The sequence below is a fragment of the Ruegeria sp. HKCCD7251 genome (genome assembly GCF_013031165.1).
In the GTDB taxonomy this organism is placed as follows: domain Bacteria; phylum Pseudomonadota; class Alphaproteobacteria; order Rhodobacterales; family Rhodobacteraceae; genus Ruegeria.
Window position 1 is genome coordinate 41,810 of record NZ_WPZC01000002.1, and the last position, 16,234, is coordinate 58,043.

General features: G+C 57.2%; 18 protein-coding genes. 5 read left to right on the plus strand and 13 right to left on the minus strand.

All coding sequences use genetic code 11. The features are described 5' to 3' along the window. Positions 1-40: 40 nt before the first annotated feature. The 8 genes from GOX75_RS06355 to GOX75_RS06390 all read right to left on the minus strand — a co-directional run bounded on the left by GOX75_RS06355 (position 41) and on the right by GOX75_RS06390 (position 7,830). Positions 41-1,273, minus strand: a complete 1,233-nt coding sequence (locus GOX75_RS06355; RefSeq protein ID WP_171121757.1) for a mandelate racemase/muconate lactonizing enzyme family protein — start codon at positions 1,271-1,273, stop codon at positions 41-43. A gap of 21 nt (positions 1,274-1,294) precedes the next feature. Then, positions 1,295-2,389, minus strand: coding sequence for a Zn-dependent alcohol dehydrogenase (locus tag GOX75_RS06360; protein WP_171122321.1), 1,095 nt, complete (start codon positions 2,387-2,389; stop codon positions 1,295-1,297). 82 nt (positions 2,390-2,471) lie between these two features. Continuing rightward, on the minus strand, positions 2,472-3,671 hold the full coding sequence (locus tag GOX75_RS06365) for a TCR/Tet family MFS transporter (RefSeq protein ID WP_171121758.1): 1,200 nt from the start codon (positions 3,669-3,671) through the stop codon (positions 2,472-2,474). Positions 3,672-3,748: 77 nt separating this feature from the next. After that, complete coding sequence (locus tag GOX75_RS06370; protein ID WP_171121759.1) at positions 3,749-4,474, minus strand: alpha/beta fold hydrolase; 726 nt, start codon at positions 4,472-4,474, stop codon at positions 3,749-3,751. Positions 4,475-4,497: 23 nt separating this feature from the next. After that, complete coding sequence (pcaD, locus tag GOX75_RS06375) at positions 4,498-5,286, minus strand: 3-oxoadipate enol-lactonase (protein ID WP_171121760.1); 789 nt, start codon at positions 5,284-5,286, stop codon at positions 4,498-4,500. Between the two features lie 59 nt (positions 5,287-5,345). Then, the gene (locus GOX75_RS06380; RefSeq protein ID WP_171121761.1) at positions 5,346-6,320 is read right to left on the minus strand and encodes a threonine/serine dehydratase; all 975 of its coding nucleotides are present in this window, start codon (positions 6,318-6,320) and stop codon (positions 5,346-5,348) included. Continuing rightward, complete coding sequence (locus tag GOX75_RS06385; protein WP_171121762.1) at positions 6,317-7,144, minus strand: alpha/beta fold hydrolase; 828 nt, start codon at positions 7,142-7,144, stop codon at positions 6,317-6,319. Before GOX75_RS06385 ends, GOX75_RS06380 begins: the two co-directional genes overlap by 4 nt. After that, a complete protein-coding gene (locus tag GOX75_RS06390) occupies positions 7,141-7,830 on the minus strand; it encodes a haloacid dehalogenase type II (RefSeq protein WP_171121763.1) in 690 nt (229 codons plus the stop codon). The genes GOX75_RS06385 and GOX75_RS06390 overlap by 4 nt, the downstream gene beginning before the upstream one ends. Positions 7,831-7,940: 110 nt before the next feature. On the opposite strand from GOX75_RS06390, the gene GOX75_RS06395 reads away from it, so the two are divergent. Further along, positions 7,941-8,369 (plus strand): peptidylprolyl isomerase, encoded by a 429-nt coding sequence (locus GOX75_RS06395; RefSeq protein ID WP_171121764.1) that lies wholly within the window; start codon positions 7,941-7,943, stop codon positions 8,367-8,369. 23 nt (positions 8,370-8,392) lie between these two features. On the opposite strand, the gene GOX75_RS06400 is transcribed toward GOX75_RS06395, so the two are convergent. Genes GOX75_RS06400 through fabA form a run of 4 tightly spaced genes read right to left on the minus strand, consistent with a single transcriptional unit; the run spans position 8,393 to position 11,211 of the window. Next, complete coding sequence (locus GOX75_RS06400) at positions 8,393-8,584, minus strand: hypothetical protein (protein WP_171121765.1); 192 nt, start codon at positions 8,582-8,584, stop codon at positions 8,393-8,395. 59 nt (positions 8,585-8,643) lie between these two features. Further along, positions 8,644-9,435 (minus strand): enoyl-ACP reductase, encoded by a 792-nt coding sequence (locus tag GOX75_RS06405; RefSeq protein ID WP_171121766.1) that lies wholly within the window; start codon positions 9,433-9,435, stop codon positions 8,644-8,646. Positions 9,436-9,440: 5 nt separating this feature from the next. Then, positions 9,441-10,670 carry a beta-ketoacyl-ACP synthase I gene (gene fabB, locus GOX75_RS06410; protein WP_171121767.1) on the minus strand — a complete coding sequence of 410 codons (1,230 nt, stop codon included), beginning with the start codon at positions 10,668-10,670 and terminating at the stop codon, positions 9,441-9,443. 31 nt (positions 10,671-10,701) lie between these two features. Beyond that, on the minus strand, positions 10,702-11,211 hold the full coding sequence (gene fabA, locus GOX75_RS06415; protein WP_170326986.1) for a bifunctional 3-hydroxydecanoyl-ACP dehydratase/trans-2-decenoyl-ACP isomerase: 510 nt from the start codon (positions 11,209-11,211) through the stop codon (positions 10,702-10,704). Between the two features lie 189 nt (positions 11,212-11,400). Between fabA and irrA the strand changes: the two genes are divergently transcribed. Further along, a complete protein-coding gene (gene irrA, locus GOX75_RS06420; protein ID WP_171121768.1) occupies positions 11,401-11,817 on the plus strand; it encodes an iron response transcriptional regulator IrrA in 417 nt (138 codons plus the stop codon). A gap of 314 nt (positions 11,818-12,131) precedes the next feature. Next, on the plus strand, positions 12,132-12,926 hold the full coding sequence (locus GOX75_RS06425; protein ID WP_171121769.1) for a phytanoyl-CoA dioxygenase family protein: 795 nt from the start codon (positions 12,132-12,134) through the stop codon (positions 12,924-12,926). A gap of 9 nt (positions 12,927-12,935) precedes the next feature. On the opposite strand, the gene GOX75_RS06430 is transcribed toward GOX75_RS06425, so the two are convergent. Continuing rightward, positions 12,936-13,859: a hypothetical protein gene (locus tag GOX75_RS06430; protein WP_371808141.1), complete on the minus strand. Its 924-nt coding sequence runs from the start codon at positions 13,857-13,859 to the stop codon at positions 12,936-12,938. A gap of 60 nt (positions 13,860-13,919) precedes the next feature. On the opposite strand from GOX75_RS06430, the gene miaB reads away from it, so the two are divergent. Next, complete coding sequence (gene miaB / locus GOX75_RS06435) at positions 13,920-15,239, plus strand: tRNA (N6-isopentenyl adenosine(37)-C2)-methylthiotransferase MiaB (RefSeq protein ID WP_171121771.1); 1,320 nt, start codon at positions 13,920-13,922, stop codon at positions 15,237-15,239. Between the two features lie 180 nt (positions 15,240-15,419). Continuing rightward, positions 15,420-16,184 (plus strand): outer membrane beta-barrel protein, encoded by a 765-nt coding sequence (locus GOX75_RS06440; RefSeq protein ID WP_171121772.1) that lies wholly within the window; start codon positions 15,420-15,422, stop codon positions 16,182-16,184. Positions 16,185-16,234 lie beyond the last annotated feature (50 nt).

Consider the following 16,234-nt stretch of genomic DNA (forward strand, 5'->3'; position numbering starts at 1 on the left):
CTGGGGGCTGGTCCAATATGCCTCAGATCGCGGGGGCTTGTCACCCCTCGGTTGCTGGCGCCCCGCCCTGAAAGGCGTTTCCGTTGACATAGTCGCAAGGTTCCTCCTGCATCTGCAGGTGCAGCCCGTCGCCAGTGAACGGATGCGCGCGGGCCAGATCTTCGTCCACGTCGATCCCCAGACCGGGTGCGGTTGGGGCCGTTACAAACCCGTCTTCGACGCGAAGCGTGCCCTTGATCAGGCTATCGTGAAATGGCGTTTCGATGGTTTCCAACAGCAACAGGTTCGGGATAGACGCCGCCAGTTGGATGTTGGCGGCCCATTCAATCGGACCGGCATAAAGGTGCGGGGCCATCTGCGCGTTGAACACTTCGGCAATTGCCGCAACTTTCTTCATCTCCCAAATACCCCCTGCGCGACCGAGTGCGGGCTGCAAGATTTCAGCCGCACCAGCCCGCAAAACCGCGCCGAATTCGGCCTTGGTTGTCATGCGTTCCCCAGTCGCAACTGGGATACGGACGTTACGGGCAACGCGGGCCATATCCTCGATCATGTCGGGCGGGGTGGGTTCTTCGAACCAAAGCGGGGAATAGGGTTCCAACGCCTGCCCCAAGCGGATCGCGCCTGCGGTGTTGAATTGGCCATGGGTGCCAAATAGCAAGTCTGCCTTGTCTCCGACGGCGTCGCGGATCGCTTTGCAAAATGCAACCGACATTGAAATGTCGGTCATCGCAGGCATGTGTCCGCCGCGAATTGTATAGGGGCCGGCGGGGTCGAATTTTACAGCCGTGAAACCACGCCGGACCATTTCGGCCGCGCAGTCCGCGGCCTGATCTGGCGCAGTCCAGAAATCGGTCAGGTTATGCTGGGGCAGGGGGTAAAGATACGTGTAGGCCCGGATGCGCGGGTTCATCAGCCCGCCCAGCAAGGCATAGACAGGGCGGTCGCGGTCCTTGCCAAGGATATCCCAGCACGCGATCTCAAGACCCGAAAACGCGCCCATCACGGTCAGGTCCGGGCGCTGGGTAAATCCGCTGGAATAGGCGCGGCGGAACATCAGTTCGATATTCTCGGGGTTTTCGCCCATCATGTGCCGTTCGAACACATCGCGGATGACGTGCCGCATCGCTTCGGGGCCAACCGATGAGGCATAACATTCCCCCCAACCGGTGATCCCGGTGTCGGTCGTGAGCTTAACGAGGATCCAGTACCGCCCACCCCAGCCCGGAGCAGGCGGTGCGGTGATGATGATATCGAGATCCTGCAGTTTCATCCCGGTTCTCCCCGCGTTGTGTCAGGCCCTGTCGAACACAATGACATTGCGTTTGGCCGATCCGGTTTTGGTGTCTGCGATTGCTTCGTTGATCTGCGCCAGAGACCAGCGGCCCGAGATCAGTTCGTCCAGTTTCAATCTGCCCTGTTCATACAGGTCGATCATCCAAGGAATATCGCGCTGGATGACCACGTCGCCCATCTTGGATCCTATCAAGCCTTGTCCCAAAGCGGCCAGAATGACGGGTTCGTAGCTGGCGGTGTCACCGGAATGGGGCATTCCGATCATGACGGCCTTGCCTCCGCGCCCCAGATACCGGACGGCCTGATCATATGCCGGTATCGCGCCAACCGTAATCAGAACGGCATCGGCACCGCGCCCACCCAACGCTTTGTAGGCGTCCTTCCACGGAGTCTTGGATGTCGCCAAAACGCCATGGGTCGCGCCGAACTCTTTCGCGATTGCAAGTTTTTCTTCGGTCATGTCGACGGCCACGATGCGCCGGGCCCCGGCGATGCGGGCCCCCTGAATGGCGTTCAGGCCAACCCCGCCCGCGCCGATGACCACGACATCTTGCCCGGCGCGCAGACCGGCGGCATTCACTGCGGCACCGACCCCAGTAATCACCCCGCAAGATAGCAGGCTGGCCACGTCCTTTGGCATATTTTCAGGGATTTTGACAATCTGCCGGTGACTGACCACCACCTTTTCCGCAAACGCGCCACAGGCCATTGATTGTTCCAGCGGCTCGCCCTTCGATGTCTTCAGCGGCCCTTTGACCGTGTCGTATGGCGTTTCGCAAATTGTTGGCTGACCTCCTGCGCAGGACGGGCAGGATCCGCAGGCCCGGATCAGCGTGACGACAACAGCGTCACCTACCTTGAACCCATCGGTGGAGCTGCCGACTGCGGTGACGATTCCAGCGGCCTCATGCCCGTAAACGGCAGGCAGGAATCCACCCCACGCTCCACTTGCGTATGAGATGTCGGAATGGCAGATCGCCACCGCATCCAAGGTCACTTCAACTTCGCCCGCAGCCGGTGGCGCAAGCTGAACATCTTCGATCACCAAAGGTTCGTTGAACGCGTGGCATACGGCGGCCTTGATCGTCTGCATGGATTCCCCTCGTTTCGTTTGGATCACGGTGGCGCGGTCAGGGACGCTCTGCAAGACGGAAACCGTCATTTGGGGGTCGTTGTTAAGACTTGTTGGGGCGTGAACGCAAAAACATGGTAAATCCAACGATCATCAAGACCATAGCCAGTAGGAACGGTGCCCCGGGCAGGTAAAGCGCGGTTCCGGGTTTGACGAACTGCGCAAAAATACTGGTCATCAACAACGGGGAAATCACCATGGACAGGGCGTGCAGCGATGTAAGAACGCCCTGAAGTTCACCCTGCTGAGAATCCGGTGTTGCGCGCGACATCAGCGCCTGCAGGGCAGGCGTAACAACCGCCCCAAGCGCCGTAATGGGGATTAGGAGCAACGCAATCAATCCGTTTGTGAGAAAACTCAACAACAGAAAGCTGACGATCTCGAAGGCCATACCGTAGACAATGGTGACACGTTCACCCAGATATCGGGTCGCCGGGCGGATCAGCCCGCCTTGTACTGCGGCCATTCCAATTCCGTAGACACCCAGCGACAGGCCGATCATTTGCGCAGACCAGCCGAAACGCTCGGTCGTGAAATAGGCCCAGATCGCCGGATAGACATAGATCGAAACCGAATAAAGGAAATACACCCACAGCAACGGTCGAATGCCCGGCAGTTCAGCAATTGCGTGCAGCGAATTGACAGGGTTGGCGCGGCGCAAGCTGAAGGGTCTGCGGGTTTTGTCAGTGACCGTTTCCGGCATGACAAACACTCCGATGATGAACGATAGCGAAGACAATATTGCTGCCGCCCAAAAGGGCGCGCGCGTTCCGTATTCACTTAGCAATCCACCAATCACGGGACCGAGGACAAAGCCAACGCCGAAAGCAGCCCCTAGCAGACCAAAGTTCGCGGCTTTTTCATGCGGCTTCGATACGTCGGCCATAAATGCCGCAGCGGTTGAGTGGGTGGCAGCCGTGATGCCCCCGACAATCCGGCCGGCCAGTAACAGCCAGATGCTGCCGGCGATGGCCATAACGACATAGTCCAGCGCCATGACAAAAAGGGAGACTAACAAAACAATGCGTCTGCCATAGGCGTCTGACAGGTTCCCCAGAATAGGGCCGAAAATAAACTGCATCGCAGCGAATGAGGTGCTGAGGACACCGCCCCAAATTGCCGCGCTTGCCAGCGTTCCCCCCTGAACCTCGACGATCAGGTCGGGCATGATGGGCAGCACCAGCCCGATGCCCATGGCGTCGATCATGACTGTCAGCAGGACAAAAAAGAAAGGCAGGCGCATAGGAACCGGGAGAAGGACATGTCGACCGGACCTTAACCACAGTCGTTTGACAAGGAAAATACCGGTTTCGGAAATTCTTATGGGTCGGACGGCAACAAATTGGCGATCTCGTCAAGGATTTCAGCCAACTGGTCCGGATAAGAAAAGAACGGAGAGTGCGAGCTGTCGATCACGTATCGCATGTGTTGGGGCGCGGCTTGGCTCATGTGTTCCTGATATTCGTTTGGTATTGTCCGGTCGTCGGATGCGCGGATATATGCCTTTGGAACTTGCGTAAATTGGTCGCCAAGAGGCAGCGGCGTATCCTGAGGCGCAATGGCCTGCGGACACAATCGCGCCAGGGCATAGGGCACCGTTGCAGGGGGACAGTCATGGTAGAATAGCGCCTGAACGCGATCCGGTTTAACGGAATAGGACAACCCATCCGAGGATTTCTCGACAGCGTCGCCGATCGTTTGTCGCGGCGATTTACGGCGCATCTCGATCATTGATTGACCTTCTTCGGGCACATAGGCGCAAAGGTATACCAGTGCTTTCATACCTTTCGGGTCCGCATCGGCTGCTGCGCTGATCGGATAGCCTCCCCAGGAATGCCCGACGATTATCGTTTGGGGCGAACTGGCGGACAGAACGGTATCGCGGCAACTGCGCAATGTCACATCTGCGATCGGTGTCGGGTCTGAACCGTGGCTGGGCATGTCGATCGCGTGCGCCGAGTGCCCCAGATGCTCTAGCGCTGGGACTACGTCGCGCCAGCACCACGCCCCGTGGCACGACCCATGGACCAATAGGAAATCCGCCAAAATACCGCTCCTTCAAAATACGTCTAAATATGTCCTATGTCGGCCATGAACTGCTGAAGCAGGGCCGCGTATTCAACTGGTTGTTCAACACATGGAAGATGGCCCGCCCTCCGCATTAGCTCGAACCGTGAGCCGGGGATCAGGTCGATGGTTTCGCGCACCAGATCGGGCGGGGTCGAGCCGTCTTCGCTGCCGGCAATTCCAAGCGTTGGCAATCTCAGGCCGCTGGTCGGCGTGTAAAAATCGGTGCCTGAAATGGCGGCGCAGCAACCCAGATATCCATCTACCGGCTGGCGCACCATCATGTTTCGCCACAGCAAGTGGTCCGGCGACGCGCGAAACGGCTTTGAGAACCACCGCTCCATCGTGGCGTCCGCCAGCGCTTCGATCCCGCCCTGACGTACCGCGTTCATCCTGTCCTGCCAGATTGACGGGGTTCCGATCTTCGCGGCCGTGTTCGACAGGACCAAGGCGCGAACCTGATCCATGCGCTTTACGGCAAGCCCCTGCGCGATCAACCCGCCGATGGACAGGCCGACGAAGACACAATCCCGAATCTCAAGAAAGTCCAACAAAGCTTCGGCGTCGCGGATCAGTGACCCCATCGAATAAGGCGCAGAAGGGCAGGACGACAGACCGTGCCCACGCTTGTCATACCGGATGATCCGCAGGCCCGGTGGCAAATGCGGCAGCATGGCGTCCCACAAGCGTAGGTCGGTACCCAGAGAATTGGCGAATACCACGGGTGCGCCATTTGGGTCGCCGTCGACCCGGTAATGGATGCCAATATCTCCTATCTCGGCGAACTGCATGACTTAATCCCCATTCGTCACACGTGGAATTCACAACCTGACTTATCCTGCGTGCGCTGTCAGGTCAGGAATTCCAGTGCTTTCCCAAAGACTTCGGGGTCCGTATTGCCCCCCGATGCAACAACTATCACCGCGTCGCCCTTGATTTCATCGCTGCGGAAAAGGGCCGAGGCCAATGATACAGCACCGCCCGGTTCCAGAACAATCTTGAGGCGCAGAAAGGCAAGCGCCATAGCCCGCAGCGCTTCTTCTTCGGTGACGGAAAACCCCGGACCGCAAAGCCGTTTCAAGATCGGAAAGGTGATTTGGCCCGGTTGCGGTGTCAGGATCGCATCGCAGATATTCCCAGACGACGCGGCGTTGTTCTGTATGTGCCCGGTCGCCAGAGAGCGTTTCACATCGTCGAACCCCTCGGGCTCGCAAGGTCGGGCGCGCAGACCCGGGGCATGCCTTTCAAGCGCCAGCGCGATACCTGACGTCAGCCCGCCACCGCCACAGCACACAAGTACGTCGGCTGTCTCAACCCCCAAGGACGCGGCTTGACGGGCGATCTCAAGGCCGGTTGTGCCTTGCCCTGCGATTACCTGCGGCTCATCATAGGGCCGGATCAGGGTCAGGCCGCGTTCCGAGGCAAGCCTTTCTCCGATATCCTCCCGGCTTTCATTTGCGCGATCATAAAGGACCACCTCACCGCCCAACGCGCGCGTATTGTTGATCTTCAACTGCGGCGCATCCGATGGCATGACAATGACTGACGCCGTGCCGTGTAAAGAAGCGGCGTGCGCAACCCCCTGCGCGTGGTTCCCCGAGGAATAGGCAATTACACCGCGCTTGCGATCCGCTTCGCTGAGGGCCGAGATCGCCGACCATGCCCCCCGAAATTTGAAGCTGCCAGTATGTTGCAGACATTCCGGCTTTACCAATACACGGCGTCCCGCGATCTCATCCAGAAACGGAGAGGTCAGGATCGGGGTTTCCCGAACGTGGCCTTTTAACCGCCCTGCCGCGGCTTCAATCAGGTCAAGCGAGCTCATGCAGCGTCCAGTACTTTGTGAATGAGGTCAAGCGATTGGGGTTCGTCCAGAAATGGGGCGTGCCCCCGATCCGGTATCTCTGCCGAGATAAGGCCGGGGTGACGCTTGTGCATTTCCGTCAGCGTTTCTTTGCCAAGTATATCAGAATTCTCGCCCCGTATGACGCCGGTTGGCGTGTCACGAAGCGCCTCGAAGAACATCCACATATCCGGAACGGCCCCCGTTGCGGCTTGTTCAAGCAATGCGGTTCGCAGCGCCGGGTCATAACGCATCGCAAGCCCGTCACCCGTCTGTTCATACTGGATTTCAGCCTGTTGCCGCCAACGCTCCAATGGGACGCCTGGGAAGGTCGGCTCCATAAACTGTTGCAGGACATTTGCGACTTCATCATAGTTTTTGGACACGGGCTGTTTGCCAACGTAATCCATGATCTTAGCAATACCCGACAGTTCCAGAACCGGGCCGACATCGTTTAGAACCACAGCCGACAGGCGCTCGGGGTGGCTGGCGGCCAACGCCATTGCGATCAGACCGCCCCGGGATGTTCCGATCACCGTCGCCTTTTCGAGACCGAGGTGATCCAGCAATTCGATCGCGTCATGGGATTCGCGAAAGATATTGTAGTTCATATAGTCCGGGTCGCGGTCCGAATTGCCGCGCCCGCGGTAGTCCATGGTGATCATCCGCATACCCGTCAGGTGCGGTGCCAGAAACGAAAAATCTCGACTGCAGCGGGTCAGTCCCGCCAAGCATAACACCGGCTGGCCCGAGCCTGTGTCATTGAAATAAATGTTCCTGCCGTCTGTCGTGGTGAAGAAAGTCATTCAAGCCCAGCCAGTTGCGGTATCGTCGTCAGGTCGGTCAGAACATGTGCGGGTTTCCATGGCAAACGGTCCACCGGTTCACCCGCCCTGTTGACCCATGCGGTCGTAAAGCCGTAACCGGACGCACCGGCTGCGTCCCAGCCGTTAGAGCTGACGAACAGAACTTCGTCGCGTTCGCCGCCGAACCTACCCTGCACAAGATCATAAACGCTTGCGTGGGGCTTAAAGACTCCAACGCTTTCGACCGACAGGACGTCATCCAGAACGTCACCGATGCCTGCGGATTTTACGGCGCCGTCAAGCATTGGGGGGGAACCGTTGGACAGGATGGCGGTTTGCAACCCTCCGGCCTTCAGCGCGCGCAACATCTCGGGGACTTCGGGATATGCCTGCAACTGCCAGTACAAGTCCAAGAGCCGCTGTCGCAACGTGCTGTCTCCGTCTAGGCCGGTTGCCTCAAGCGCCCAATCCAACCCGTCTTGCGTGACATCCCAGAAATCTGCATGGGCATCCGCAACTGCGCGCAACCACGTGTATTGCAACTGTTTCAAGCGCCAGTAATTCGCCAGTTCCGGCCATTTCTGCTGCAATGCTTCAAAGCCGGGTTCGGCAGCAGCCTGACGTGCGGCCGCCGCGACGTCGAACAGCGTTCCATACGCGTCGAAAACGCAAGTTTTGATTGGCATTTGATCCCCTCCATTCTTTGGGCGCAGGTTGGCAAAAGAGCGAAGGGTTTACAATGCCGTGTCACACCCTAGGGTTGGCCGCTCAATCCTTTTTCAGGCCGGAGGCCAATATGACCGAAATCAAGCAAGGCGACACGGTTCGCATTCACTACACCGGGACGCTGTTGGACGGCAAAGTCTTTGACAGCTCGGATCGGCGTGACCCGTTGGAATTCGTTGTCGGCTCCGGTCAGATTATTCCCGGTCTGGATAGCGCTACGCCCGGGTTGTCCGTGGGTGAAAAGAAGCGGGTCGAGATCGCTTGTGCGGACGCTTATGGCCCGATCAATCCCGCAATGCGGCAGAGCATTCCGCGCGAAGGAATTCCTGATGACATCCCGCTGGATCCCGGTTCGCAATTGCAGATGCAGGCCCCCGACGGACAGGTTATGCCAGTGACTGTCGTTGAGGCGGACGAGGCGACCGTTACGCTCGACGCAAACCATCCGCTGGCAGGGCAGGACCTGATTTTCGATATTGAGGTTGTTTCGATAAACTAAGCCCACACAAGGCCCGGATCGGATCAGCCTGTAATCAGGCTGGTCCAGGATTCAAAAGTGGCGCGAACATGCGGTTGCGTGAAGAATACAAATAGCATCAACAGCATTGTCAGCGTCAGCAATGCTGCGCGACCACGAACCCCCAAAAAACCCTGCTTTCGGCGGTAGCGGGAAACGCGCGGGCTACTTGCGATAATATGTTCAGCTTTGCTCATGCCGCTATCACTGCCGGGGAAAGATGTTCAAATCTTGGCACCGACAGGGAAAGATCGGGTCACATGTGATCCGGTTGGGGCATGCCCAGAACGTGGAATCCGCCATCGACGCGGATGATTTCGCCGGAAGTACACGCGCCGGCATCTGATGCCAGGTAGACAGCAGTGCCGCCCACAGCTTCAAGCGTCGCGTTCGAGCGCATCGGCGCGTTCTGGTCGCAGAACTTGTAGGTCTTGCGCGCGCCGCCAATGGCCGCCCCTGCCAGTGTCTTCATCGGACCGGGGGAGATGGCGTTCACGCGGATACCTTCAGGGCCAAGATCGTTGGCCAGATAGCGTGTGGCCGATTCCAGCGCGGCCTTGGCCACGCCCATGACATTGTAATTCGGAACCACGCGGTTCGAGCCCTGATAGGTCAGCGTCAGCAACGTGCCGCCATTGTCTTTCATCAGCGGATAGGCGCGGCGCGCGACCTCGATGAACGAATAGGCCGACACATCCATCGAGTGTTTGAAATTCGCCCGTGTTGTGTTCAGAAACCGGCCCGTCAATTCGGATTTGTCCGAATAGGCAATGGCGTGGACCACGAAATCAATCGTCGGCCAGCGTTCGCCCAATTCGCCAAATGCACGGTCCAGCGAGGCGTCGTCGGTGACGTCCGCATCCACCATGAAATCGCTGCCGAGGCTTTGTGCCAATGGCTCCAGCCGCTTGCCGAATGCTTCGCCCTGATAGGTGAATGCGAGTTCCGCGCCAGCCTCGTGCATGGCTTTGGCAATGCCCCACGCGATCGAGCGGTCATTCGCCACGCCCATGATCAGGCCGCGTTTGCCCTTAAGAAGATCCGACATCATATTCACCCGTTATACTTGGACAGAACCATGGACCCGTTCGTGCCGCCAAAGCCGAAGCTGTTGGTCATCACACTGTCCAAACCTGCATTTTCAATCACTTGTGTTGCAATTTCACCGGGCAGGATGCCTTCGGCAAGTGTGTCGACATTGATCGACGGCGTAATGAAGTCATGGTGCAACATCAGCAGGCAGAAAATTGCCTCGAGTGCGCCAGCCGCCCCCTGCGCGTGGCCGGTCATCGACTTGGTCGATGAAATCGGAGGCACATTGCCTTCGCCAAAGATTCTTCGCACGGCTTCAACCTCGCCCACGTCACCGACCGGGGTCGAGGTTCCATGTGCGTTGATATAGCCGACCTTCCGACCCTCGGGGAGGGTGCCCAAGGCCAGACGCATGGCGCGTTCGCCGCCTTCGCCGGACGGGGCAACCATGTCGTGACCGTCAGAGGTTGCAGCATAACCTGTGACCTCGGCATAGATTTTTGCGCCGCGGGCCAGAGCGTGATCCAGATCTTCCAACACGACGATACCGCCGCCGCCCGAGATCACGAATCCGTCGCGATCCTGATCGAACGCGCGCGAGGCTTTGGTCGGCGTGTCATTGTATTTCGACGACATCGCGCCCATCGCGTCGAACAAGCAGGACAGGGTCCAGTCCAGCTCTTCACCACCGCCGGCAAACATGACGTCTTGCTTGCCCAGCATGATCTGTTCTGCCGCGTTGCCGATGCAGTGCAAAGAGGTCGAGCAGGCCGATGTGATCGAGTAGTTGATGCCCTTGATCTTGAACGCCGTCGCAAGGTTGGCCGAGATGGTCGAGCACATGCATTTGGGTACAGCGAACGGCCCGATCCGCTTGGTTGCGCCGTTTTTCAGAACAGTCTGATGCGCCGTCAGCATTGCACTGGTCGACGGACCGCCCGAGCCTGCGACAAGACCTGTGCGCGGGTTCACGACCTGATCTTCGGTCAGACCGGCGTCAGCAATGGCCTGCGACATGGCGATATGCGCATAGGCCGCGCCGGGCCCCATAAACCGCAGCGTGCGCTTGTCGACATGCTCGGTCACGTCGATCTTGAGCGACCCGGCGATCTGGCTGCGAAAGCCGTGTTCAACCATCTGGTCATTAGCCTCGATGCCGGACTTACCAGCTTTGAGTGAGGCCAGAACCTCTTCGGCATTGTTCCCGATGGAGGACACGACCCCCAAGCCGGTGACAACTACTCGACGCATTTGCGTGCTCCTTATTTCGGCCCTGTCAGGCTTAGGCTTCAGATAATACGACTTTCATATCTTTGACGTCGTAGATCATTTCACCGTCCGCTTCGACGATTCCATCCGCAACACCCATGGTCAGGCGCCGTGTCTGGATCGCTTTTTTGAAGTCTATTTTGTAAGTCAGCATCTTGCGGTCAGGACGTACCATGCCGGTCAGCTTGACCTCGCCCACGCCGACGGCCATGCCGCGCCCCTGCCAGCCGCGCCAACCCAGGTTGAAGCCTGTCAATTGCCACAGCCCGTCCAGCCCCAGACAGCCGGGCATGATCGGATTGCCAGGGAAGTGGCAGTCAAAGAACCACAGATCAGGCGTGATATCGAATTCGGCCAGAACGTGGCCTTTGCCATGCGCGCCGCCATCGGCCGAGATATCGGTGATCCGGTCCATCATCAGCATAGGTGGGGCAGGCAACTGTGCGTTACCGGGGCCGAATAATTCGCCACGGGCGCATTTCAGCAGATCGTCCTTGTCAAAGCTGCTCGGGAATTGGGCCATTCTTGCCGCCTCTCCTGCCAGGGGTCCGTTTATCTAATCTGGCCTCGTCTAGCACCCGTATGCAAGGTCCTGCAAGAGCGGTGGTCCACATCATGTTGTGTTCAGACTATTCTTTGCGAATGAATTTCATTTGAAATTACCTGACCACAGCACTTATATATACCTAAGTACAACGAAGGTATCGGATTGATGACACCTGAAAGCCAGAACATCGCCACGAATTGGTTGGTTCACGCCGGATTGCGTCCGACGCGTCAGCGGGTGGCGCTGGCCGAGTTGTTGGTGGGCGATGGCCGTCATCGCCATGTGACCGCAGAGAGCCTTTTTGAATCAGCCAAAAAGAACGGTGATGCCGTATCTTTGGCAACCGTTTACAACACATTGCGCGCCTTCTGCGATGCGGGCGTTTTGCAGGAAATTACAGTGGACGGGTCGAAAAGCTATTTCGACACCAACACCCATGACCATCCCCACTTTTTCTGGGAGGATGAGGGCCGCCTGAGCGATGCACCATCAGAAGAACTGGTGATTCAACGTCTTCCCGAAGCGCCCGAAGGCGTGGAAATAGCATCGGTGGACGTCGTGATCCGCCTGCGGAAGAAGTAACCTTTTCTCATTAATTATCAGTAATCGCAATGCCTTACCCGTAAACGGGTCCAGCGGCTGTGTGACGTGTCGCGTTGAATCTCCAACGAGGCAGATCCTTGCGCGACCATCGTGTTTTGCCCGATTTTCAGATTTACCCCAAGAATTGCCGGGCCGCTGATGGCAAGCTGCCATGTCTGCCAATCGCGCAAAGATATACGCTCTGAAGCCGGGGGAAACAAAAAGGAAATCAAGTCCAAATTCGAAAGATATGATTTGAACCGGGGTTTGATCCATGCGCAGATCGACGAACCATCGGAACGGAGACAGAAAAGATGCACCCTTTGGTTACGCAAGAAATGATTGACGCCTATCAGCGCGACGGTGTGATTCTGATCAAAGGTTTGTTTGCGGACTACGTCGACACCCTGCGCGATGGGATTGAGGTCAACATCGCTGATCCCGGCCCATATGCGTCGGATAACAAAAAGCAGGGTGAAACGGGGCTGTTTTTTGACGATTACTGCAACTGGTCGCGGATCGAACAATTCCAGAAAGTCGTCCACAACTCGCCCGTGGCCGAAGTCGCGGCGGATCTGATGCAGTCTCAGACTGTTCAGATGTTTCACGATCACGTTCTGGTAAAAGAGCCGGGTACGTCGATGGCAACTCCATGGCATCAAGACGGGCCGTATTATTTTGTCGAAGGTCAGCAAACCATCAGTTTCTGGTCGCCGCTGGACCCCGTGTCACAAGCAACGCTGAGGTGCGTCGCCGGATCGCACCGGTGGAAGAAAGAGGTTCTGCCGACTCGCTGGGTTTCCGAAGAAGGGTTCTTTCCCGATGGGGGGCAGTACATCCAAGTCCCTGACCCCGACGCAGAGGGCATGAAGGTCGTCGAGTATGAGATGGCGCCGGGTGACGCCGTTGCCTTCAATTACCGAACCTTGCACGGTGCACGTGGCAATCATTCAGACAGTCGCCGCCGCGCCTTTTCATTGCGCCTTGTTGGTGACGATGCGCGCTATGTCGAACGCCCGGGTCGCACATCTCCTCCGTTTCCGGGGCATGACATGCAGCCCGGACAGCGGCTGCGAGAGGATTGGTTCCCGATTCTTCTAAGACGTTAGGCGTTCGAATCAAAACCACTGACCGGTTTCGATCAACCCCAAGTCCAGCAATTGTCGCGACGACCACTGAAACGGGGTCGAGTTGCTCCAGCGAAAGCACTGGATATTGCTGTTTGAACCAGCGTTGATTTTCAACGCCTTTGCCGCGCGAAACGAGCAGATGGCAGCGGTCAGGTTGTGATGCCACGGGCAGGAATAGGTATTATATTCGGGCTCGTTGAACGTGTGATCGGGTCTGAGTTCCAATCCCGGCTGCGTTTTGAATATGGCGATCCGGTCGATGCGACGGCGTTCATAAGGGATCTGGTCTTCGAACCGCCACCGCAGGCCACCGGACATGTCCAACTGACGCTCCAGCGGATGGCCGTCGGTGTCGTGGCGGGTGTGGGCATAATAACCGGTCTTGTCCAACAGGGCGCGATCAGGGGCTACCCCATTCGGCGCAGCCGTCAGATCATCCGCGTAAAGATCAACGACATGGCATAGCATGGAATTACGGCGCTCTTCCGAATGGAAGGCTAGCAATTCGCCGATCGTCCGTGTCTCACAAAACGGAAAAAACAGGTACTCGGTGTTATAGCAATAATACATCCAAACATCCGGCGCGGCTTTCATGACCTTGTTGATCGCCTCAAAGACGGTTGTGCGCGGTGCGCATGTCAAAGTGACGCGGTGGATACGGTCGGCAAGGGCAGGGTCCAGAGAAAACTCCTGCGGCATGAACACGACAAGAGATTTGAAGCCCAGGTTCAGGTGGTGCTGAATTGTGCCATCGACCTCAACATCGTCTTCGGCAAAAATCAGTGCGACTGGGCCTTTCATGAGGGCCTTCGCGCCGGTTCGCAGGAAAGAGTTGAGGGAGTCGTACTGCATCGCCCGTCTGATTTCATCCAACTGGAGTTTTTGGCCAAAATCGGGTAATCGCGCGGGCATTGCAAGCGGCGTTCGTAAAGTATAGACGACGTCGATCCCGCGAACGCAAAGGCTACACCCATGTCGGAACCCAAAAAGCTGTACATCAAGACCTATGGTTGTCAGATGAACGTCTACGACAGCGAGCGTATGGCCGAGACAATGGGCGGTCAGGGCTATGTCGAAACAAAGACGCCTGACGATGCAGATATGATTCTGCTGAACACCTGCCACATCCGTGAAAAGGCGGCTGAAAAGGTCTATTCCGAACTGGGCCGTTTCAAGGGACTGAAGGCGGAAAAGCCTGATCTGAAGATCGGCGTCGCAGGCTGTGTTGCGCAAGCTGAGGGCGAAGAGATCATGCGCCGGCAACCTCTGGTCGATTTGGTGGTGGGACCGCAGAGCTATCACCGTCTTCCAGAGATGGAAGCCAAGACCCGCGAAGGTGCCAAGGCGCTAGACACGGATTTCCCCGAGGAAGACAAGTTCGAGAAATTGAAAAACCGCCCCAAGGCCAAGCGCGGCCCGACGGCGTTTCTGACTGTACAGGAAGGTTGCGACAAGTTCTGCGCCTTCTGTGTGGTGCCATATACCCGCGGGGCCGAAGTCAGCCGTCCAGCCGACCGCATCATTCGCGAAGCGCAGGATCTGGTTGAACGTGGCGTGCGCGAAATCACTCTGCTGGGTCAGAACGTTAACGCCTATCACGGTGCGGGGCCCAATGGGGACATGACGCTGGCGGGTCTGATCTGGGAATTGAACAAGGTTGATGGGCTGGAGCGCATCCGGTTCACCACCTCGCACCCCAACGACATGGCCGATGACCTGATCGAGGCGCATGGAACTTGCGACAAGCTGATGCCCTACCTGCATCTGCCGGTGCAGTCAGGCTCGGATCGGATTTTGAAGCGGATGAACCGCAGTCATACCGCCGAAAGCTATCTGCGCCTGATCGAACGCATCCGCGCAGCGCGGCCTGATATCATGATGTCAGGCGATTTCATCGTGGGCTTCCCCGAGGAGACAGACGAGGACTTTCAGGCCACGTTGGATTTGGTCGAGCAGGTCAGATACGGATATGCGTATTCGTTCAAGTATTCCACGCGCCCCGGAACCCCTGCCGCCGAACGGTCTCAGGTTGATCCTGAGGTGGCGGATGACCGCCTACAGCGTTTGCAGGCCATAATCACGCGGCACCAGCGCGAAATTCAGGATTCGATGGTTGGACGAAATGTCCGCGTGCTGTTTGAAAAACCCGGCCGTCTGCCCGGGCAGATGGTCGGAAAATCTGAGTATCTTCATTCGGTTCACGTCTCGGATGCCGATGTCGAGGTGGGTGAGTTGAGAGACGTGCAGATCACCAGCTCAGGCTCGAATTCGCTGGCTGGCAGGTTGCTTTGACGCGACATTTTTCGTGTCGTTGCGTCATGGTTGAATCTTATGGAAAAATTTACCCTTGATTTATGACTTGGAACTATGTTCCGAGAAAAGTCATATTTTTTAGGGGTATACGGCTCTAGCCGTCCCTGAGGTCGTTTTTTGCGTTGCCCAGTATCAAGGGCGTGGCCATGGAGAGTGCGAGTGAAGGTTTTGAATCTTATCAATATACTCAAATTCAAGCTGCCACTTTCTGCTTTGGTTGCATTTGTGCTTCTTTCCGGCGCGGTAACGGCTGGCAACCTTGAAGAAGGTGTTTCAGATCCTCCCATCGTCAGCCCCAAGCGTTTCGACAGCGACGTCAGTGCGTTTTATCTTGGCTTGACCGGCGGATACGCGACCAGTGGAACGGATCGCTTTGGCTTGACAACGCCCACCGATACATTTGCGATCGGTGAATTGGATCTAAGCGGTTCCTATGGTGGTGTACGGGCAGGATGGCGGGGTATTCTACCGGCCAGGCAAGGCCGCGACTATGTCTACGGGTTTGAAATCGGATATGACTTCGGTTCGCTGGATGATGATGTCACGACGCAAATCGGGGGCATCACTGTGGACGGTGGATCCGAAGTCTCGGACGTTGTGTCGATTCGCTTCCGAAATGGCCTTACCAACAAAAGCGGCACGGTGTTGTATTTCCTCTCGGTGGGTTATGTGAACGGTGACGTCGAAACCACGAACAGCTTGTCTCTTGGGCCTACGGTTCAAAGCTTTGTAGAAAGCGACTCGCGCAACGGGTTTTCCGCCAGCATTGGTGCGGAACACAATTTGAACGCCAATTGGTCGATTACAGGCGAATATGAATACGTTCAGTTTGGTTCCAAGGACATCGTCTTTGAAAATGGATTTTCCACCAAGTCGACACCGCGGTATCGAGGTTTGCGATTTGGCTTGAATTACCGGTTCTGAACAACCGGCTTTTTGCCAGTTTTTTATGCCTGCGCGGGTTTTCAAACCGG

What these genes read in the sequence shown, in the direction of transcription:
- GOX75_RS06355 (WP_171121757.1), bottom strand. Translation starts at nt 1,273, where the DNA reads ATGAAACTGCAGGATCTCGATATCATCATCACCGCACCGCCTGCTCCG.
- GOX75_RS06360 (WP_171122321.1), bottom strand. Translation starts at nt 2,389, where the DNA reads ATGCAGACGATCAAGGCCGCCGTATGCCACGCGTTCAACGAACCTTTG.
- GOX75_RS06365 (WP_171121758.1), bottom strand. Translation starts at nt 3,671, where the DNA reads ATGCGCCTGCCTTTCTTTTTTGTCCTGCTGACAGTCATGATCGACGCC.
- pcaD (WP_171121760.1), bottom strand. Translation starts at nt 5,286, where the DNA reads ATGCAGTTCGCCGAGATAGGAGATATTGGCATCCATTACCGGGTCGAC.
- GOX75_RS06380 (WP_171121761.1), bottom strand. Translation starts at nt 6,320, where the DNA reads ATGAGCTCGCTTGACCTGATTGAAGCCGCGGCAGGGCGGTTAAAAGGC.
- GOX75_RS06385 (WP_171121762.1), bottom strand. Translation starts at nt 7,144, where the DNA reads ATGACTTTCTTCACCACGACAGACGGCAGGAACATTTATTTCAATGAC.
- GOX75_RS06390 (WP_171121763.1), bottom strand. Translation starts at nt 7,830, where the DNA reads ATGCCAATCAAAACTTGCGTTTTCGACGCGTATGGAACGCTGTTCGAC.
- GOX75_RS06395 (WP_171121764.1), top strand. Translation starts at nt 7,941, where the DNA reads ATGACCGAAATCAAGCAAGGCGACACGGTTCGCATTCACTACACCGGG.
- GOX75_RS06400 (WP_171121765.1), bottom strand. Translation starts at nt 8,584, where the DNA reads ATGAGCAAAGCTGAACATATTATCGCAAGTAGCCCGCGCGTTTCCCGC.
- GOX75_RS06405 (WP_171121766.1), bottom strand. Translation starts at nt 9,435, where the DNA reads ATGTCGGATCTTCTTAAGGGCAAACGCGGCCTGATCATGGGCGTGGCG.
- fabB (WP_171121767.1), bottom strand. Translation starts at nt 10,670, where the DNA reads ATGCGTCGAGTAGTTGTCACCGGCTTGGGGGTCGTGTCCTCCATCGGG.
- fabA (WP_170326986.1), bottom strand. Translation starts at nt 11,211, where the DNA reads ATGGCCCAATTCCCGAGCAGCTTTGACAAGGACGATCTGCTGAAATGC.
- irrA (WP_171121768.1), top strand. Translation starts at nt 11,401, where the DNA reads ATGACACCTGAAAGCCAGAACATCGCCACGAATTGGTTGGTTCACGCC.
- GOX75_RS06425 (WP_171121769.1), top strand. Translation starts at nt 12,132, where the DNA reads ATGCACCCTTTGGTTACGCAAGAAATGATTGACGCCTATCAGCGCGAC.
- GOX75_RS06430 (WP_371808141.1), bottom strand. Translation starts at nt 13,859, where the DNA reads ATGCCCGCGCGATTACCCGATTTTGGCCAAAAACTCCAGTTGGATGAA.
- miaB (WP_171121771.1), top strand. Translation starts at nt 13,920, where the DNA reads ATGTCGGAACCCAAAAAGCTGTACATCAAGACCTATGGTTGTCAGATG.